The following is an 18,274-nucleotide window of genomic DNA, read 5'->3' as shown; positions in this document are numbered from 1 at the left end:
CTATTGACGCGTGTCAATGCGCGTGTTTGAATTTGTCTTCCGGCGTTGCTAAAAGCGCCCCATGGTTTCCCACGAAGGAGTTGGAATGTCTGTTGTCGACCCCGCGCCCTATGGAACGAGCCGCATCGGGATCAAGCTCCGAGAGAAAGTGGCGTATGGAGTGGGGGACATCGGCTCGAATTTCATATACGTCCCTCTGTCGACGTTCGCTCTCTTCTATTTCACAGATGTAGCCGGCATTGGGGCCGCGGTCGCCGGGACAATCCTCCTGGTAGGCCAGTTACTCAACGGGGTGACAGACCTGGCCATTGGTTATCTAATAGACAAGACGTCCACCCGGTGGGGAAAGGCACGACCTTGGGTGTTGTGGACTGCATTGCCGCTTGCACTTGCTTTCGTGGGGATGTTTTCGATACCCGCGAACCTCGACGGGAACGCGCGGGTCGCCTGGGCCCTTGCGTCCTACACGCTCGTCACTGCGGTGTTCTTTACAGCTTCAAACATCGCATACAGCGCGCTCATGGGTCTGATGACGACAGACTCGCGCATGCGAGTAACGTTGACCTCCTTCCGATTCTTCGCGGCACTCCTCACCGGCCTCGTAGTCAGCGTCCTTACTCTGCCGCTTGTCGAAGCGCTCGGATCCGGACAGTCTGCTTGGACGATCGCAACAGCTATCTACGCGATGTTTGCAATCGCCGCGATGGTCACTGTGTTTTTTGGAACGCGCGAACGGGTCCAAGCGGTCCGAGATGAAGACAGCAGCGTAAAGCAACCCGCCCGGGTGCTTGGGTCCGCCCTTTTGCGCAACAAGTACTTCTTCCTTGCGGCAGGCCTGTTTCTGACGTTCTATCTGGTGACGTCGCTCATGGCGGCAGGAGGGGTGTACCTTGCAAATAATGTGTTGGGCGACCCTTCACTGTTTGGAATCTTGAGTGCGGCAGCACTACTCCCGCCTCTGTTGACAATCGGTTTCATGCCAAGGCTCATAGAACGGTTCGGGAAGCGCCGAATGTTCCTGATCGGCATCGCGATAATGATCCTTTCCATCGTCGTCGCTCTCATCGCACCCACAAACGCACCTTTGGTCATCGGCTGCGCCATGGTCCGGGGACTCGGCATGGTGCCGCTGATGGCCGGTGTTTTCGCGATCGTGGGAGATGTTGTCGACTATGGTGAGTGGAAATTCGGCGTTCGAACCGACGGACTCATTTACAGCAGCGTCGTCTTCGGTCAGAAGGTCGGTGCCGGTCTGGGCGGCGCGGTTGGCGGCTGGTTGCTCGCCGCCGGCGGCTACAACGCGGCTCTTCCGGCCCAAGAGCAGGGGGTCATCCAGGCCATACTCGCCCTATCCTTCTACATCCCGCTGCTCGGCCTTGTTGCTATGGGCGTGTGCGTGTGGTTCTTGCGGGTTGAACGCCATGCGCCGGAAATTCAGGCTCATATCCTTCGTCATGCAGATATCGCAATCGATCCTGTGGTCAGCAAGTGACTGGCGTTCAACAGCCGCTGCGGTGGGCGATCGTGGGCACGGGCGGGGTAAGCGAATATTTCGTTTCTGATCTAAACAACGTGGAAGGCTCTGTCCCGGTATCCATCGTGTCCCGCGACGCCGCGCGGGGTCGTGAATTCGCCGATCGTTACAGGGTCGCCTCCGCCTATGAATTCGAGGACGCACTGAACGACGAATCGGTTGATGTGATCTATATTGCGACACCGATGGCCACGCATCATAGGATGGCCGCCGCCGCCTTGAACGCGGGCAAGCACGTTGTCGTGGAGAAGCCCATCGCGATGAATGCTGATGAGGCTCGAGAACTGTTCGCTATCGCCCGTAGGGAGGACCGTTTCCTCACGGAGGCAATGTGGATGATGTTCAACCCCACCTTCCACGCACTGCAAGCGGCGGTGGATGCTGGAAGAATCGGCCAGCTGCGGAGCATCCGGGCGTCCTTCGGACTTCCGTTCCCTAAGGATGCCGGCAGCCGTCGTGACGCAATACTCGGGGGTAGCGCTCTACTTGATCAAGGGATCTACGCGGTCTCCCTCGTCCGTGCACTAATGGGAGACCCTGAACGCGTCCACGTTTCGGGTCACGCGCTAGCAGGTGTCGACCTCACGCACTGGATCACATTCGAGTTCTCCGATGGCCGCTTCGCTCAAATCGCGGGATCCATGCAGGAATACACAGATCCGAGTGCGTCGATTAACGGAACAGGAGGATGGATCTCCGTTGATGCGCCCTTCTGGGCCTCAGCAGGCCTCACCCTGCGCAGCGGTGACATCGCCAGCGCCTTCACCCAACCGGTGCGAACAGAGCAAGCGGCAGATGGCTTCGGATATGGGCCCATGATACGGGCGATCACTAACGCCATAAACGCCGGATACCGCTACTGCGCAGAGCATTCCCCAAATGACACTGTGGCGGTCATCGACCTCCTTGACCGGATGCGGGCAGAAATACTGAATCCAGCCGACCGCTCCCAGGTAGCCGCAGGCGGAAAGTGAGCCGCACCAAGCCCGGGTACACTGCGACGTCGTCAGGTGTACCGGCAAGCCCAATTATTTGCTTCCCGTGCGCGCTGGAGACGTTCGTAGTTTGAGGCGGGATGTCCAACCAAGCCAACGGCGGTGGGAAAGGCCCGCCATTGCCAGTCCCGACCTTGCCATTCGTTGGGAAGAGTCCCGGCCGGTCAATGAGTAGGATGCCACGACGTTCTATGGCGAGGGCGAGAAGCAATTCGTCGTCGTGCTGGATAAGTCCATCCGTTGCCGAGACTAAGTGGGCTGTGAATCCGCACAGGGCTGGGACTCGTATTGTGCGATGGCTTTCTCCGCCGCTCGAAAGGATTCGAGGGCTGCCGGGGCGCCGCAATAGATCATGGTCTGCAGCAGAATCTCCTGAATTTCCTTCTCAGAGACACCGTTGTTAAGAGCTCCCTGGATGTGCCCGGCAAGCTCGTGTGTTCTGTTGAGTGCCACCAGCATGGCGATGTTGAGCATGCTGCGGATTTTCAGATCGAGTCCCTGCCTGCCCCAGATTTCCCCCCAAGCGTATTCAGTGATGAGGTCCTGAATTGGACGGGAGAAATCGGTTGCCCGTCCCAAGGCCTGCTCAACGTGAAGATTTCCCATGACCTTACGTCGGATATCAATCCCCAACTGGTACCGCTCCCCACAGGATTCGGTCATGGGGAAACCTGCCCATAGCGTGCTGTCAGGTCCCGCTTGAGCACCTTGCCAGAGGGCCCCTGCGGCAAATCCGTGACCAGGTGAATGACACGAGGATATTTGTATGCAGCCAGGTGAGTGCGCGCGTATTCGGTTATTTCTTCCGCCGTGATTGACGTGTCTTCGGACAAGACTATGGCCGCGGCTATTTCTTGGCCATGCACATCGTCAGACACCCCAAATACTGCTGCAGTTACGACGTCTGGATGCCGGTTCAGGACTTCCTCAACTTCGCGGGGGTAGACGTTATACCCATTGCGGATGATCATTTCCTTCTTGCGATCCAGGATCCTCAGGTACCCATCAGCATCCTTGGTTCCAAGATCGCCAGTGCGGAACCAGCCATCCACTACCGCATCGGCTGTGGCGCGGGGGTTGTTTAGGTAACCCTTGAAAAGGTTGTGCCCGCGGATCACGAGTTCTCCCAGCTCTCCCGGTTGCATCAGTTCGATAGCGTCATGGATCTCCGGACGCGCGATTTCGATGTCGACTCCCCAGATGGAAGTCCCGATTGTCCCCGGACGCGGAGTCTCGCCGACGTGGTTAAAGCTTGCCACGGGGGATGTTTCCGTCAGGCCGTATCCCTCGTAAATTTCAACACCGAAGGTATTCCGGAATTCATCCATCAGGGATATAGGCAACGACGCGCCTCCTGACACGCAGTACCGGAGCGAGAACAGCCGAGTTGGATCCTTCTTGGCTGCTTCAAGGAGCGCAACATACATTGTGGGTACGCCGAAGAAGATGTGGACCTCGTGATGCCGCATCAAGTCCAAAGCAGCATCACCGGTGAACTTCGGACACAGCACCAAAGTTGCACCAGCCGCAAGACCTGCATTAAGGACACACGTTTGACCAAAGGTGTGGAACAGGGGAAGCCCGCCAAAGACCACGTCGCCCGATCTTAGGTCAAAGGTATTGTTGAGCAACACCAGTACTTGTTGAACCAACGCCAAATGCGTGCCCAGAGCGCCCTTTGGTTTCCCTGTGGTCCCCGAGGTATACAGGATGGTCGCAGTGTCCTCAGGTCGTCGGGTGACGTAAGTGGCGAGCGGGTTCGCGATAGCCGCTTCAGCTTCCATCCGGGCAGGTCCTCCAGTTTCTTCTGGTGCCCCAACAGTGAGGACGTCAACACGGGCTGCGGCAGCGCCCTTCGTTCCCTCTTCCAGTAGGGCGACATCGCACACGAGCAGCAGGGCCCCGCTGTCCTGGAGCACGTACTCAATCTCGCCTGCCCTCAGCAAGGCATGGATGGGGACCACCACCGCGCCCAAAGCCAACACGGCGTAGTACACGCGCGCGAAGTCGGCCACATTGGGGATGAGCAGTCCGACCGGGTCGCCCGGCCCGATGCCACGTTCACGTAAGGCTCCGGCATAAGAGCAGGCTTGTTCCCAGAGTGCCCGATAGGTCAGATACTCCGCACCGACTATCAAGGCGGTGACGTCGGGATTTCGGACCGCGGACTCGGCCAAGATGGCTGCAACGGAGATCGTACTGTTGTCCAGTGTGGGTGAAGCTTCTAACATTTCTGTTTTCCTTGGACTCTTATCCCGCGGGATTGCGTAGGGGAGGGGCTGAATTGAGCGACTCATTTGGGTTGCCGGACTGCGGAGATGGGTGTAGCCAACTGCAGCCCGGCAACCCGCTTCGCCCGGAATTATTCGCTGATTGCCGGGTATAGAGCGCCGTAAACATGCGCTGTATCGAGATACTCCCGAATCGATCTGATCTTGCCGCCATGACACTGAAAGATGGTGCAGTACTGGTTGTGATACGGGCGCTGGCTTGTGCCGGTGCCCGTGCCCACGTATTCGGCAATTATCGCTTCACCATCGGACATGACGTTCCGAAGCTCGAAGCCGAGCGAGCCCTGCTCGAACAGAGCTGCAGCCGATGGAAGGAACTCGCCAACAATAGCCGCCTTGCCTTCATAGAGTCCTGAAACCGGAAGCTCGCCTGCCAACCACCATGTTGCATCCTCCGCCAAAAGATCGCTCAACGATTCAATGTCTGTGCGCCCCATGGCGGCGAGGAAGCTGCGGACAAGTTTCTCGTTTGGACTCTCGACTATTCCCAAGGCCGCGGTCACGCGTCGAGAGGAATGTGGGGTAGGAATTCGAGCCCGAACAGTCGGTTTGTTTCCTCGCAGAAAGCCTCAACAGCCGCGTTGTCTGTGGGGTCCAGCTCGAGATTCTGGTTGTACGCGAAGTATGCCGGGAGGACGGAGCCGGGAGTGAGCACAATTATCGTCCGGCAAGGCACGTTGCTGGTGACGTGGTAGCTGTGTGCATAGTCTTTCGGTCCCCAGACCAGTTCACCGGGATTGGTAACCAGGGTATGACGATTGCCCTCGTCATCCAGGACGGTGACCGTAAGCTGGCCTTCGACTATGTAAAACCCTTCATCTTCGCCGTGATGGGTGTGAAACCACGGACGCTGCCCAACGGGAAACGTGACCTCCGCAAACGTGAGCTGGCCGTCGGTCCGGTCGCCCATGGCGTGAAGCACGAGTTTCGCTCCGGGGATCTGGGGTGCACCGTCCCATTCACTTCCACCCATCACCATTGTGGAGTTCGCGGGGTCTGACACATAGGCGCCACCCGGGGCTTCCAAGCGAACCGGGGTGCGATCTTCTGTCCTTGACGTCATTGTCTTCCTGACTTTCTTCTAGGCCGATGCCGACGCTGGTTCCGCGTCGATAAAACAAACTCTGCCCGTCGAGGAGACCCCAGTCGATGGACCGCCGCACCACAAATCGTGCACGGTTATGGTTTCGTAGACCATCAAGAGGCAATGGCAACTATTGAATCGTTGTTCCGGGATGCGGACGATGCTTGCCGCCCACGGTCATAATCCATTAGGGATGAGCATCGGAGTTCGTTCCTATCGGACTCTCCTTCTTTGGTGGGGATTAATATGATGCGATGGTGGCAGCTGCTACGGGCGGAGGATATACTCGTCCCCGCGCGGCATCCAAGGCCTGAGCTGTCCCTCGACGATGACGCCCGAGCGCTGCTGGGCGTTGGGGCTCTGAACTGGGCCCACGCCCTGGCAGAGGATCTGACGCGCGAGTACGTCGAGGTATCGATTCCCGAACTCGCGCGATCGGCCGACTTCACCCAAGGGCTCCAGATAAGCGCGGAAGCCAACATCCTGGGCATTCTTCTCGACCTCTCCTCGGATGATTCAGTGCCGCAACCTCCAAGAGAGGCTCTTGAGTTCGCCGACGAGGCCGTTGTGCGTCAAGTTCCGCTGGCCGCTATTCTGCGCGGCTATCGTTTGGGGGTGGAACACTGGCTAAGGTGGTGTGCGCCGGCTATTGAACGCCACAGTGGATTGCTGGATCAAGCAGAAGAGCTTCAATTCTCCGTCAGGACTGCTGTCAGATATATCGACCGTCTGTCCGAGATCATGATCGTTGAGTATGAGCGCGAATTACACGGTCGTGCGACATCTGGCGCCGCTCGTCGTGCAGCACTCGTGAGTGCCGTACTCAGCGGCGATGCTACGGACCTCGATGAAACTTCCCGTCAGCTGCATTACCCCCTGCGAGGCCGGCATATGGCCCTCAGCCTTCATGCCTCTGGCGGTAATTCAAAGCAAGTAGACATCCTCGAGGCCGAAGTTCGCTCTTTCGCTGCGGCCGTGGGCGCAACCGGGGTGCTGACTTTCGCAACAGGGCTGGCCACCATGGACGCCTGGGTCACGGTCCCGGCGCATTTCGAAAGACCGGAGAACCCGGCGCACGAAAATGTGATGATGGGTGTTGGATCGTCATTTGAGGGCTTGCCAGGTTTCATCCAGTCTCATCGAGAGGCCCAAGAGGCTCTGCAACTTCTTCAGATGGCTGCTCCCGGTCGGCTGGATGGGATTACGTACTACGACCAGGTGCGCCTGCTTTCCCTGCTGGTCAAGGATATTCCGGCCGCCCGGGAGTTCGTTGCTTCCACCCTGGGTAAACTTGCAGGCGCCGATGAACGCTCCCATGAACTCCGCGGGACGCTGTTGGCGTTCTTCCAAGAAAACAAGAGTCATACTGCCGTGGCCCAATCTACCCATTTGCATAAGAACACGGTCATCCAACGAGTGTCCAAAGCAAATGAGCAGGTTGGTCGGGACCTGACCAAAGATGTTGACGTACACGTCGCTCTCATGCTCGTCGACATCCTCGAAAGCCGCGTCTTGGGCTCAGACTGAGGCAGGCCCAGAACGCTGCCCCGACCCGTCCTCGTCGTGTTGGAGCCCTGCGAGCTACGGCCAGAGCTCCAACACACGTTTGTATTATCCGAGGTAGGCCTTGTGCAGAGTCTCCGGACTGGAGAGAAGAACTCCAGCGCTGCCCGAATACGTAACGCGCCCACCGGTGATCACTACTGCTTCTGTGGCAATCTGCAGAGCCAAATGCGCGAATTGTTCCACGAGTAGAATGCCTACACCCGTGTCCGCAATGTGACTCACTATCGGCATCAGCCGAAGATAGACTACCGGCGCAAGGCCCAAAGACATTTCGTCCAACAGCAGCAATTTCGGCCGCGCGGCAAATGCCCGCGCGAGAACTACCATCTGTTGTTCCCCGCCGGAGAGCAGGCCGGTGGCCGATGTCAGGCGTTTCTCCAGTTCAGGAAAGAGCGCCAGGGCATCGTCGAAATGGGTCGCTGTTTTCGCCGTGATTTCAAGGTTTTCACGAACCGTCAGCGAAGGAAAAACGGCCCTGCCCTGCTCCACATGTGCGATGCCCAGCTTGAAGCGTTTCCGTCGGGACATGGTTGCGATGTCCGCGCCGTCGACGCTGATCTTGCCAGCGCTGGCTTGGACAATTCCAGATACGGATTCGAGCACACTGGTCTTTCCGGCTCCGTTTGGCCCTATAAGCGCTGTTATGGTTCCGGGCCGAACCGTCAGGGAGACATGGGAGACAACCGGCCCTGCTCCACGGCTTATTGCTACGTCATCCAGTGTCAGTGTTGTCATATCAGCTCCTTTTCGCCCATGTAAGCTGCCAGGACTCGTGGATCGGCAAGGACCTTTTCCTGTACGTCGCTGGCGAGCACTTCACCGAAGTCCAGCACGGTGATGAACTGGCATACACTGCGCACCAAGTCGAGATCGTGCTCGATGAGGAGGATCGCGGTCTGATAGCGCTTTGGAACCTCTCGTAGCCGTTGGCCAAAGTCGACGTGTTCCTCATGGGAAAGGCCCGCGGCTGGTTCATCAAGAATCAGCAACCGGGGCCGGGCTGCGATGTTGGCGGCGACCTCTAGAATCCGGCGTGTACCCACGTCGACGTTGGCGATTCTCACTTCTGGATCGGGACAGCCGAAGAAGTCCAAGACGTCGTTAATGTCCTCCTGGCTTGCCTGGCCCCGGGATATGAACTTCATGTACTCATACACGGTCAAACTTGGTGGCACCCGGTCCTGCTGAAAGGTGCGCCTAAGTCCTGAACGGGCTCTGTGGTGGGGTGGGAGGTCGCCCAGACGGTCCTCGCCCAGCCAGACTTCGCCACTATGCTGGGGCAGGAATCCGGATACCGCATCCACGAATGTGGATTTCCCGGCACCGTTGGGTCCGATCAAACCGACTATTGTGCCCTCCCGGAGGGTCATGTTCACGTTCTGAAGGGCCTTGATTTGTCCAAATTCGACGGTCAGGTTCTCGACTTTGAGGAGCACTTTTCCGTCAACCGGGGCAGGCGACAGGGCCTGCAGTGCGTCTTTGGGCAGGGACGGCACTCGCAACGCGAGCTGGCCGGATTTGCGGCGCTTACGGCTCAGGAGGGCATTGCGGATGTCCTGCCCAAGATTCGAGCCGCTGGTAAGGGCTTGGATGCCCATGGCACCAAAGACCACCAACGCCCAATCCTGGGGAACACCCCAACGCTTGAGCAGCTCAGGAATCAACACCCATAGGATGCCCCCGATCAAGGCCATTTCCACCAAGTGCGCGCCGACGACGATGGACAGTACATAGAGTGCCAGAGACTGCAGGGTGCTGAACCCTGACGGAAACGCCGTGGACACCTGTCCAGCGATGAGGCCACCAGCGATTCCCGCGATTGCCGAGCTAGCGGCGAAGGCCGTCAGCTTGGCGACCCGAACACTGCTGCCGGCGGATGCAGTCCCGCGTTCGGAGAAGGCTACGGATCGCCACCCGCTGCCCCAACGGCTTTTTTGAAGGAAGAACACTCCCAAGGCAACGGCTACCAGGACCACCACGGTCAGGAAAAAGTATGAACGATCAGTGAGGAAGAGGTCGGGCCGTTGAATTTTGGCACCGTTAACGGCGCCGGGGAACTGTGTTTTGCCCAGTGTCAGGTCCGCAGCAGCAGCGAAACCGAGGGTAACCACGGCGAGGTTAACACCCCGAAGCCGTAGTGCCGGCAAGCCAATGACCACTCCCGCCAGTCCCGCAACGATGCCTCCGCACAGCACCCAGAGGACTAATCCGCCTGTTGCTCCTATCTGACTGAGCCATGACACAACCCAAGCCCCTACTGCGGCGAAAGTGAGTTGGCACAGGACGATCATGCCAGCAGTCCCTGTAACGATTCCAAGGCCTAGCAGCGAAATGGTGGCGACTATGGCTGTCGTCGCCAAATAGACGAGGTAATTCGGTAGTAGGACGCTCGCTGCCCAGCCCGCGGCAAGAGCCACTGCACCAATGGCGACGGCCACAGCAGGCCTTGATGAAATTCCCTTTCTAGCGAGCTGCATCCCATACCTCCCGGCGCTGGTTCCACAAAAGAAAAACAACAATGACGATCAGCGGTATCCAGTCCCGCAGTAGGACCAGTTGGCTGAACTGAGCGGCCGCGCCTTGCGCCATTCCCAGCAGGAGCCCGCCAATCAAAGCGAGGTCAAGACGCTTGAACCCACCAAGCAGGGCTGCGGCGGAGGCAGAAATGACGAGCATCGACAGCGAAGAAGCATCGCTGGTCTGGGTTGGGGCAACGATGGAGACGGCGATGCCGACAACAGTTCCGGTTGCGGCCCAGACCCCGATGGCCAGAGGCTTCACCGGCACTCCCAGCAGCTCGGCGGCGACTGGCCTGTCTGCAATGGCCCTGAGCTTGACGCCGATAGAGGTCCTGCCCAACAAGAGTCTCGCGGCAACGGCGACTACCAGCGCGAGAACAACCATGACAACAGTGACCTGACTAATTACGACGCCCTGGAAGCTGAACGCAGGTCCAGGGAACACGGCGCGGAATGTTCGGGGCTTTGTGCCGAAAGAAATGAAGGATATAGAGATCAAGAGCAGAAGGGCTGCCACTGTAACAGCGGAGCGTGCGCTTATTGATGCTTCCGGTAACCAGGTCGCGATAATCCACCCCAAAGCGGCGGATAGGAGTGCACAGCAGATTATTCCTAGCGCAATCGCAGGTAACTGTGGAATGCCCACTCCTGCGAGAGTGACAGAAAGGAATGCCCCAAACATGCCTATTGCGGCCTGTGAGAAGTTAATGACCCGAACCAGCCGCGCCATGAGCGTAAGGCAGACTGCGATGACGGCATAAACGCCGCCAGCAGCCAGACCGGCAATTGCACCCTGCAACATTATCTAATCAGCATCCAGTCGCTGGCCGCGCTCTCCCAGATGGTGGATCCCGGCCTGATAACGATTGGCCAGCCCCCGGCGTTGGATGAGTGTCCGGCCCCGTCGCCAAAGATATAGGGGGTTCCGGTCATTGGGTTCTCGAACGGCTTGCTCTGGGTTTTGAAAGCAACAGTAACAGCCTCCCGCGTCACATCACCCTTTATCGTCTTGAGCATTTCGACGAAATGGGTTGCTGCGAGATAGCCGCCCTGACCGAAGGAGGTCAAGGGGATATTGTTCTTCTTCATCAGGTTCTTCCAGTCTTCGTTGGCCGCAACTCCTTCAACGGTGTATGGGGCGAACTCTGCTGGGACGTAAACACCCTTGCCGACAAAGCCGGCCGCTTGTGCGAACTGCTCGGAGTAGGCGGAGGTCAGAAACAGAAACGTCATGTCCTTCATTCCTTGAGCCTCGGCGGCCTTCAGGACACCCCCTGCATCCGGTTCAACGCCATTTGAAAATATGGCGTCGCAGCCGGCCTCCTTCGCCTTGATCACGTATGGCGTGTAGTCAGAAGCACCGTATGGAACAGTGTCATCCAACATTGCGAAATCCTTGCCTGTCGCCTTTGTCCATGAATCGAAGGCCTTCTGGTAAGCCGGTCGTGTGGATCCGGCAATTTCGAGGAGACCGCAGATCTTTTTCAGACCCAGAGTCTCACTACCAAAGGTCAGCGTAAGCTCGGCGTCGAGATAAGGGCCTGCATTGACAGGGGATATGTTGGGTGTGGTGAAGCAGTAGGGGTCCACGCCGGTTCCCTGAATCGAGACGATGCCTTCCTGCGCGTAGTACTTGGAGTTGACTTCACAATCCAGAAGGCTCGCCGAGCCCACCAACGCTACTGCCCCCTTGCCTACCGCGTCACGGGCGGCTCCCGTGGCTGCTGCAGGATCACTCTTGTCATCCAGTACCTCGTACTGGATCGGCCTGCCGTTGAGCCCACCCTCCTCATTGAACTTGTCGAAAACTGCCTTGGCAGCCTGCGATGCTTCGCTGAACGTGACGGAGCCGCTGAGCGCGTTCACTGAGGCTACGACGATCGGTTCCCCGGTCGCCGTCGAACCCGTTGCGCTTCCTCCGCAGGCTGTCATGGCCAAGAGGCAGGCGGCACTGATGACCGTTGCTGCCAGTGCTTTTGTAATCATGTGGAACTTCCTTTTCGCGTCGCGGATGGACTTCGACGTCCATCCGCCGATACTCGGATTCCCCCGAAGACGTTGATGTTGCCAATCTACGTATCCGCCCTCATCTGGGCGTTGTCGAAATGGGCACGGCCCTTGTCAGAATGCGAAGCACTTCGTTCGGCGACTTTGAGGCGATGCCAGATTAAGCGTGACTTTCCCGGAATCGGGCCTAGGATGTTATCCGGATCACAGGGATCACAGAGCAATACTCGTTAGCACATTCCCATCGACCCCCAATGGGGAGGGTCTGGCGATGGAGAGAAGAGGGCAAATGGCACTCAACCTATCATCGCGGCAAGACGTAGCGACCACTGAAGCACCAGACTTCGACGCGTGGCGGCAGCTTGTCACCGAGTCTTTCGTCCCACTCGACGTAGAAAATTCCAGCAGTGGTAGCTTCCACGGCAAGATGCGTTCGCGGACCATGGGGGACGTGTCAGCAATAGAAGTTTCAGCTGACGGGCATGCGGTCCTCCGGAAGGCTTCCCTGATTCGGCCCTCCGACGGCCACTACTTCAAGCTGAGCATCATGCTCGCCGGCTCTGGACTTCTCATCCAGGACAACAGGGAAGCTCTCCTGCTACCAGGGGACATTGCTGTCTATGACACGCAACGCCCCTATACCCTGGCCTTCGAAGAACAGTTCCGCTGTTTGGTGCTGATGTTTTCGCCACAGTTGATGGAATTGCCCATTAGCGCGGTAGGCCAGCTCACCGCCGTAAAGATGGGCAGGGATGAACGGCTGGGTAAGATCATCAGTCCGTTCCTGGGGGAGATCGCACGGAACTTGGACCAATTCTCGAATGCGACCGGCACAAGGTTGGCTTATAACGCCTTGGATCTGGTAACTACAATGTTTTCAGAAGAGCTGGATCTTTCCAGGGGGCCAGCCACCAATCCGCGAGCCGAACTAATGGTCCGGATCCGTACTTACATCGACGCCCACCTCGGCGATGCGGATCTCAACCTGGGAACTGTGGCCGCGGCTCATTTCATTTCAACGCGCTATCTGCACAACCTCTTTCAGGACGAAGGGGAATCGGCAGCCAACTGGATCCGCAACAGACGCCTCGTGCGATGCCGCAGAGACCTCAAAGACCCAGTCCACGCCCATCGTTCAATCTGCGCAATAGCCGCAAAATGGGGCTTTAGCGATGCAGCCCACTTCAGCCGACTGTTCCGGACTGCTTTCGGGGAGACTCCCAGTAATTACCGCGATCGGTAGCCAAGGCGATCCTCATCCGATTGCAGCCATTGCCGCTTTGCTAATCGTGCGCGTTTGTCCTACCGGTAATGCGCTCGCGTCCATGGCACCGTGGCTTTTTGGAACCAGTATTGAGGGGAGCGTACTGCTGTATGCGCAAAACCCCTGAAAGGTCAACGATGACAAACACTCCCTTTGATTTCATCGTGGTCGGAGCCGGATCTGCCGGATCCGTCCTCGCCCGCCGGCTCGTCGATGATGGCAAAAAAGTCGCTGTGTTGGAGGCCGGTGGTGAGGATAGCAACCCAATGATTGCGGCACTCACTTCCCTGGCTGGCCTATGGCATGGACCCGAGGACTGGGACTACTACACCATCGAGCAGGAAAACTGCGCGGGTCGTAGACTCCATTTACCGCGAGGCAAGGTGCTGGGAGGATCCCACGCCCTCAACGCCGCGATCTGGGTACGTGGCGCAAAGCAGGATTATGACAACTGGGCCTACCTTGGCAACTCGGGCTGGTCCTGGGAGGATGTCCTCCCGGTGTTCAAGGAAATCGAGAACTATGACGGCGGAGCCTCGGAGACACGGGGTGGGTCAGGCCTGCTCGATGTCGTTAAGGGGTTCCCAATGAACCCCGTGCAAGACTCGATCCTCGAAGCCGCTCAGGAAATCGGACTCAAGCTCAACGACGACTACAACAGCGGCGACGTCGAGGGCGTTTCGAAAATGCAGCTGAACGTTCGGGACGGCAAACGGTTTAATACGTGGCATGCGTACCTCAAGCCAATTATGGGCAATGAAAGCCTCCATCTCATCACCGGGGCGCACGTCCGGCGGCTGATAATCGATGAGGGCACTGTTCTTGGCGTCGAGTATGAAAAGGACGGCGCCCTGCACAGGCTCCTAGCCAGCGAAACCGTTCTGACAGCTGGTGCCCTCAATTCTCCCGAGCTATTGCTGCGCTCCGGTGTGGGTCCCGCGGCGGAATTGCGCCGAGTGGGAGTGGACCCGGTCCATGACCTTCCCGGCGTGGGACGGAATCTCCAAGACCATTTGCTTTCCCCGGTCATATACACGACGACCAAGAGGGGAGTGCCCTTCCCCGAGGTCGCACCGGCAGAGACGCACCTATTTTGGAAGAGCGAACCAGACCTTGCCGTACCGGACACCCAGCCCATCCATTTCTCCTTCCCAATGTACGATCCTGAATGGATGGAAGGCCCGGAAAATGGGTTTACGCTTATGGCCGGTTTGGTTCGTCCGATAAGCCGCGGGTCGTTGAAACTCTCCGGGCCGGCCGTTGAGGACCCCTTGCTGGTCGACTTAGGTGCCTTGCGTGAAGACCAAGACACGAAGGCCCTCGTTGCTTCCGTGCGGCAATGCCGCGAGCTTGGGCGCGCCCCCGCTTTGGCTAAGTGGGGTGCCGTCGAGCTCTACCCTGGACCCAACGTGGCCGATGATGATTTGGAAGAGTATGTTCGCAAAACCGTGATCACCTACCATCACCAGGTTGGCACGTGCAAGATGGGTGTTGGTGGCGACGCCGTCGTGGATCCGCGAACGCTCAGGGTTCGAGGCCTGGCCGGCATTCGTGTTGCCGATGCCTCGGTAATGCCGCTTGTACCTACTGGCAACACGAATGCACCGACGATCATGATTGCAGAGCGGGCCGCCCGCTTTATCAAGGCTCAATCGATGCGGACCGGCAAACGGGACGACCGAAGAGGACTCGAAGAAGAGCAGTTGGACTCACTGCGAGCGTAAACGCTGGATTATTGCGGTGCCCTCTTTAGAGGGCACCGCAATAACCTAAGCCTTCTAACGTGTCCATCGCCCGGAGACGAAGATCCATGCCAACTAAGGCGCCATTTGGGCCCTACCGGCCGTGTCCGGCCTATGGCACCATGCGGCGAGACAACTCGACACTCCCGGCAATTGTGGATATTCGCTCTTCCACGCTGGCGTTCGGCGCGGCGGCTACTTTAATTCCGCGAAACCCTGTCTCTTCTTCCGGTCCTGCAGCGAGGAGGCATTCCTGGATCCGTGCAGCTGTCATCAGGGAGGCGGGCTCGAGTGTTCGGTCAAACCGTCCCGCTGCGGCCGTCTCTTGGCCGGTGCCGGATGTGGCGGGCACCGGGGGGACGTGGACGTCGGCCCATGCAGGCCCGAAGCGTGTGTCTTGGTCTGTGCAACCGGAGAGTACTAGGCCAGCCAATAGGCCAGCGTTCCGGACATAGGAGATATGTTCCAGCGCTGCTTCAGGCCGGCGCTGCTCGATGACTGAACGTCCCCAATTGATGGACATGCCCAAGGCACCGCCTGAGGATTTGGCGCGATGAACCGCTTCGGTTTCAGCTTCCAATGTCTGGAAGCCCTTGGATGGGGTTTGGCCAGCGATATGAGCGTCACAGTGTTCTAGGACAACGCGCGCTCCCTGCCAGTCCCATGAGCAGATCTCGGCCAAGGATTCGCTCAAAGCGGTGACTGAGGCTTTGCCATTGCGGGCCACAGGGGCTGAGTGGATTTCCACCGCCGTGACGGCCGGGCGTCCAACACGTGAATTCAGCCTGGTGACGGCCTGCAGGGCTTCATGCACGAATCCAATGGCGGCCCGGCGGCCGGTTGCGGACGTGGACGCCAGGCCAAATGCCGGGTCCGCCCCGAGCCTGGCCATGGTTCCGGGGATGGTTGTCACGACATAGTCTGCGTGTTCGGGAAGTTGCTGGAGGAACCAGTCCTCGTCGTCTTTATGAAGGGCTCCGGTGAACGGAACTTCCAGGCCAGCGACGTTTGGCAGCTCGAGAACTGATTTCAGGAATGTTCCTTCGGCGGTCGGGTCCCACGCGATCAGGCTTGGTGCAGCTGCATACGCTCCGATGAAGAAAGCATTTTGTTCGTAGTGTTGAGGCATTGTCGCTCCACGTTTTTGACCGGAGGGGTGATGTGACGAGCTGAACGGGGGTGTTTACTGCAGGTAGCGGAACGCGCTCCATGATGCTGTGGCAATCAAGCAGCCGCGGCGGTGCCGTGCGGCGAAGCACGGTTGCCTCACGGGACCCATCTTGAAGACTGCCTGGCCGCCGCAGCCAAGACAAACTAACTGATGCCGACGGCGCGCCTGCCAGGACCGATCTTTCGCCCCGTATTCGAAGGCGTCCCAGTCCGTTCCGTCCAACAAACTCAGGGCGCGTCTCACTGCTGGCGCCAGGAGGCAGAAGGATTTTGATCAACGGCTGACCGGTTCATGGGCCCTCAGCAACGGCAGTTCCTCGCGGCGCGGGAGGCCTTCCCAGTCGCCAGGGACGAGGCAAACGAATGCGCCGGCACTTGCTGCGGTCTCCAGCCGTTTCTGCGGCTCCATTCCGCTAACCAATTCAGCCAGATAGCCCGCCACGAAGGCGTCACCGGCGCCGACGGTGTCCACGGCATCGATGAGTGTGGCCTCTTGGGAGAATTCGGTGCCATCAATGAGTGCAAACGCTCCCGCGGCGCCCAACTTGATGATTACCTGGCCAGGGCCCAGCGCTCCAATCCTTCGGGCGGCAACCTCAGGACCATTGCCATAGGGTGCTGCGCCTACAGCGAGTTCAGCCTCCTCAAGGCCGGCAAAGACAATATCCACCAAGGCGATGATGTCCCGATAAGCGCTTCCAGCGGCTGCTTCGTCCCATAGCCGCGAACGGTAGTTCAGGTCGAACGACACGGGAACACCGGCCGCCCTGGCGGTACCAATGGCATAGTGAAGCGTTGTGGCGGCTTGTGGTGACAGCGCCGGGGTTATGCCGCTGACGTGAAGCAGCGCCGCCCCGGAGATGAGTTGTTCATCGACATCGTCCGGGGCGATACGGGATCCTGCACTGCCTGAGCGGTAGTACATGACTCTTTGGGAGGCGGACGTCCGACGCTCCTTGATCATCAGGCCCGTGGGGGCTTCGTGATCAACGGTGATGCGCACGTCCACCCCTTCAGCCCGGATCTCACGTTCCACGAGCTGCCCCAGGGAATCGTCACCAACCCTGCCACACCACACTGATTGGACGCCCAAGCGTTGAAGGCCGATTGCGACATTTGATTCCGAGCCTCCTATGCCCAGGCTCATGCTTGATACATGGGCCAAGGGTCCCTGTTGGTCCGCGGCCATGAGGGCCATGGTTTCGCCCAACGTGACTACATACGTTCCGCGGTTCACAGTGCACGCGCTTCGTCAACGAGGGCTCGAAGGCGGCGCGCCCTGTCCGTCAGTTGACCGAGGTCCCCGCCGTTGAAGGCATCACCCAGCAACGGGCCTCCCAGGCTGACCGCCAAGGCGCCGGCTTTGATCCAGGCTGGGACGTCCTCGATCTCTACCCCTCCGGAGGGAACCACCTGGATGTCCGGGAACGGGCCACGCAGTTGCGGAACATATCCTGGACCCACAGCGGATGCTGGGAAGATCTTGACGGCCGTGGCGCCCAGTTTCCAGCTGGCATGCAGTTCGGTGGGCGTCAATCCACCGGCAAAGATGGGGACGTCCCGCTGTACGCACGCGGCGATGACCTCCGGCTCGGTAGTGGGGGTCACGATGTACGCAGCGCCGAGGTCCAACGCCGTTTCGGCGTCAGTGGCCGTAGTTACTGTTCCGACGCCGATTTCCACATTGTCGCCGAATCGATCCCGCAGCAGTGGGAGTTCATCGAAGACGCCTGGTGTGCTTAGCGTTAGTTCGATGCTCAGCACACCGCCGTGTTGGAGTGCGTCGATCACCGGAGCATACTCCCGTGCGTGCCGGGCCCGAAGGACAGCGACGACGCCGGTTTCGCGGAGCGTCGCTGACAGGTCCGGACGGATGGGAATCTCCTTGGTATCGAGCTGGAGCATGATGTTCCTTCGTGGTGTGGGGTGATCAGTCATGGGTGATCAGTCAACGAGCGCTGGGGTGCTAGGCGTCGGTGGCGGAGAGCTGGTTATTTACGACCGTTGTTTGGAGCAGGGGCCGGTTTGGGCGGGCGTCCTCGGGATCGGTCAGATCTCGGTTCAGTGTTTCCGGCGACATCCGTGTGGCGATGAAGCTGACG

The 18,274-nt window shown here is 58.9% G+C and carries 16 protein-coding genes; 5 read left to right on the top strand and 11 right to left on the bottom strand.

Annotation, left to right across the window (positions count from 1 at the left end):
• Positions 1-85 precede the first annotated feature (85 nt).
• On the top strand, positions 86-1,492 hold the full coding sequence (locus tag AC1DD5_RS20270) for a glycoside-pentoside-hexuronide (GPH):cation symporter (protein ID WP_477522575.1): 1,407 nt from the start codon (positions 86-88) through the stop codon (positions 1,490-1,492).
• Entirely contained in the window at positions 1,489-2,508 is a 1,020-nt protein-coding gene (locus AC1DD5_RS20265) for a Gfo/Idh/MocA family protein (protein ID WP_477522574.1), read from the top strand. Before AC1DD5_RS20270 ends, AC1DD5_RS20265 begins: the two co-directional genes overlap by 4 nt.
• A 270-nt stretch (positions 2,509-2,778) precedes the next feature.
• Here the strand turns inward: AC1DD5_RS20265 and AC1DD5_RS20260 are convergent, their stop codons facing one another.
• From AC1DD5_RS20260 to AC1DD5_RS20245, 4 genes are all read right to left on the bottom strand, one after another.
• Positions 2,779-3,192, bottom strand: coding sequence for a carboxymuconolactone decarboxylase family protein (locus AC1DD5_RS20260; RefSeq protein WP_416416361.1), 414 nt, complete (start codon positions 3,190-3,192; stop codon positions 2,779-2,781).
• Positions 3,189-4,760 carry a long-chain-fatty-acid--CoA ligase gene (locus AC1DD5_RS20255; RefSeq protein ID WP_416416360.1) on the bottom strand — a complete coding sequence of 524 codons (1,572 nt, stop codon included), beginning with the start codon at positions 4,758-4,760 and terminating at the stop codon, positions 3,189-3,191. The genes AC1DD5_RS20260 and AC1DD5_RS20255 overlap by 4 nt, the downstream gene beginning before the upstream one ends.
• 131 nt (positions 4,761-4,891) lie before the next feature.
• Positions 4,892-5,323 carry a nuclear transport factor 2 family protein gene (locus AC1DD5_RS20250; RefSeq protein WP_416416359.1) on the bottom strand — a complete coding sequence of 144 codons (432 nt, stop codon included), beginning with the start codon at positions 5,321-5,323 and terminating at the stop codon, positions 4,892-4,894.
• The gene (locus tag AC1DD5_RS20245) at positions 5,320-5,883 is read right to left on the bottom strand and encodes a cupin domain-containing protein (RefSeq protein WP_477522573.1); all 564 of its coding nucleotides are present in this window, start codon (positions 5,881-5,883) and stop codon (positions 5,320-5,322) included. The genes AC1DD5_RS20250 and AC1DD5_RS20245 overlap by 4 nt, the downstream gene beginning before the upstream one ends.
• A 255-nt stretch (positions 5,884-6,138) precedes the next feature.
• On the opposite strand from AC1DD5_RS20245, the gene AC1DD5_RS20240 reads away from it, so the two are divergent.
• Positions 6,139-7,431: a PucR family transcriptional regulator gene (locus AC1DD5_RS20240; protein WP_477522572.1), complete on the top strand. Its 1,293-nt coding sequence runs from the start codon at positions 6,139-6,141 to the stop codon at positions 7,429-7,431.
• Between the two features lie 84 nt (positions 7,432-7,515).
• Here AC1DD5_RS20240 and AC1DD5_RS20235 read toward each other — a convergent pair whose 3' ends face one another.
• From AC1DD5_RS20235 to AC1DD5_RS20220, 4 genes are read right to left on the bottom strand one after another with little or no spacing between them, the layout of a single operon-like run.
• Positions 7,516-8,205, bottom strand: a complete 690-nt coding sequence (locus AC1DD5_RS20235) for an ABC transporter ATP-binding protein (RefSeq protein WP_416416356.1) — start codon at positions 8,203-8,205, stop codon at positions 7,516-7,518.
• Complete coding sequence (locus AC1DD5_RS20230; RefSeq protein ID WP_416416355.1) at positions 8,202-9,947, bottom strand: branched-chain amino acid ABC transporter ATP-binding protein/permease; 1,746 nt, start codon at positions 9,945-9,947, stop codon at positions 8,202-8,204. The genes AC1DD5_RS20235 and AC1DD5_RS20230 overlap by 4 nt, the downstream gene beginning before the upstream one ends.
• Complete coding sequence (locus AC1DD5_RS20225; protein ID WP_416416354.1) at positions 9,934-10,791, bottom strand: ABC transporter permease subunit; 858 nt, start codon at positions 10,789-10,791, stop codon at positions 9,934-9,936. The genes AC1DD5_RS20230 and AC1DD5_RS20225 overlap by 14 nt, the downstream gene beginning before the upstream one ends.
• Positions 10,791-11,975: an ABC transporter substrate-binding protein gene (locus tag AC1DD5_RS20220; RefSeq protein ID WP_416416353.1), complete on the bottom strand. Its 1,185-nt coding sequence runs from the start codon at positions 11,973-11,975 to the stop codon at positions 10,791-10,793. Before AC1DD5_RS20220 ends, AC1DD5_RS20225 begins: the two co-directional genes overlap by 1 nt.
• Before the next feature lie 310 nt (positions 11,976-12,285).
• On the opposite strand from AC1DD5_RS20220, the gene AC1DD5_RS20215 reads away from it, so the two are divergent.
• Positions 12,286-13,239 (top strand): AraC-like ligand-binding domain-containing protein, encoded by a 954-nt coding sequence (locus tag AC1DD5_RS20215; RefSeq protein WP_416416352.1) that lies wholly within the window; start codon positions 12,286-12,288, stop codon positions 13,237-13,239.
• Positions 13,240-13,397: 158 nt separating this feature from the next.
• Entirely contained in the window at positions 13,398-14,984 is a 1,587-nt protein-coding gene (locus AC1DD5_RS20210) for a GMC family oxidoreductase (RefSeq protein ID WP_477522571.1), read from the top strand.
• Between the two features lie 130 nt (positions 14,985-15,114).
• Here the strand turns inward: AC1DD5_RS20210 and AC1DD5_RS20205 are convergent, their stop codons facing one another.
• The 3 genes from AC1DD5_RS20205 to AC1DD5_RS20195 all read right to left on the bottom strand — a co-directional run bounded on the left by AC1DD5_RS20205 (position 15,115) and on the right by AC1DD5_RS20195 (position 18,077).
• Positions 15,115-16,131 carry a DUF4862 family protein gene (locus tag AC1DD5_RS20205; RefSeq protein ID WP_477522570.1) on the bottom strand — a complete coding sequence of 339 codons (1,017 nt, stop codon included), beginning with the start codon at positions 16,129-16,131 and terminating at the stop codon, positions 15,115-15,117.
• Positions 16,132-16,446: 315 nt separating this feature from the next.
• Positions 16,447-17,409 (bottom strand): sugar kinase, encoded by a 963-nt coding sequence (locus AC1DD5_RS20200; RefSeq protein ID WP_477522569.1) that lies wholly within the window; start codon positions 17,407-17,409, stop codon positions 16,447-16,449.
• Complete coding sequence (locus AC1DD5_RS20195) at positions 17,406-18,077, bottom strand: bifunctional 4-hydroxy-2-oxoglutarate aldolase/2-dehydro-3-deoxy-phosphogluconate aldolase (protein ID WP_477522568.1); 672 nt, start codon at positions 18,075-18,077, stop codon at positions 17,406-17,408. Before AC1DD5_RS20195 ends, AC1DD5_RS20200 begins: the two co-directional genes overlap by 4 nt.
• Positions 18,078-18,274 lie beyond the last annotated feature (197 nt).

The organism is Paenarthrobacter sp. 10L420 (assembly GCF_056395385.1).
The sequence above is the reverse complement of the archived record's forward strand: the minus strand, read 5'-3'. Positions and strand labels throughout refer to the sequence as shown.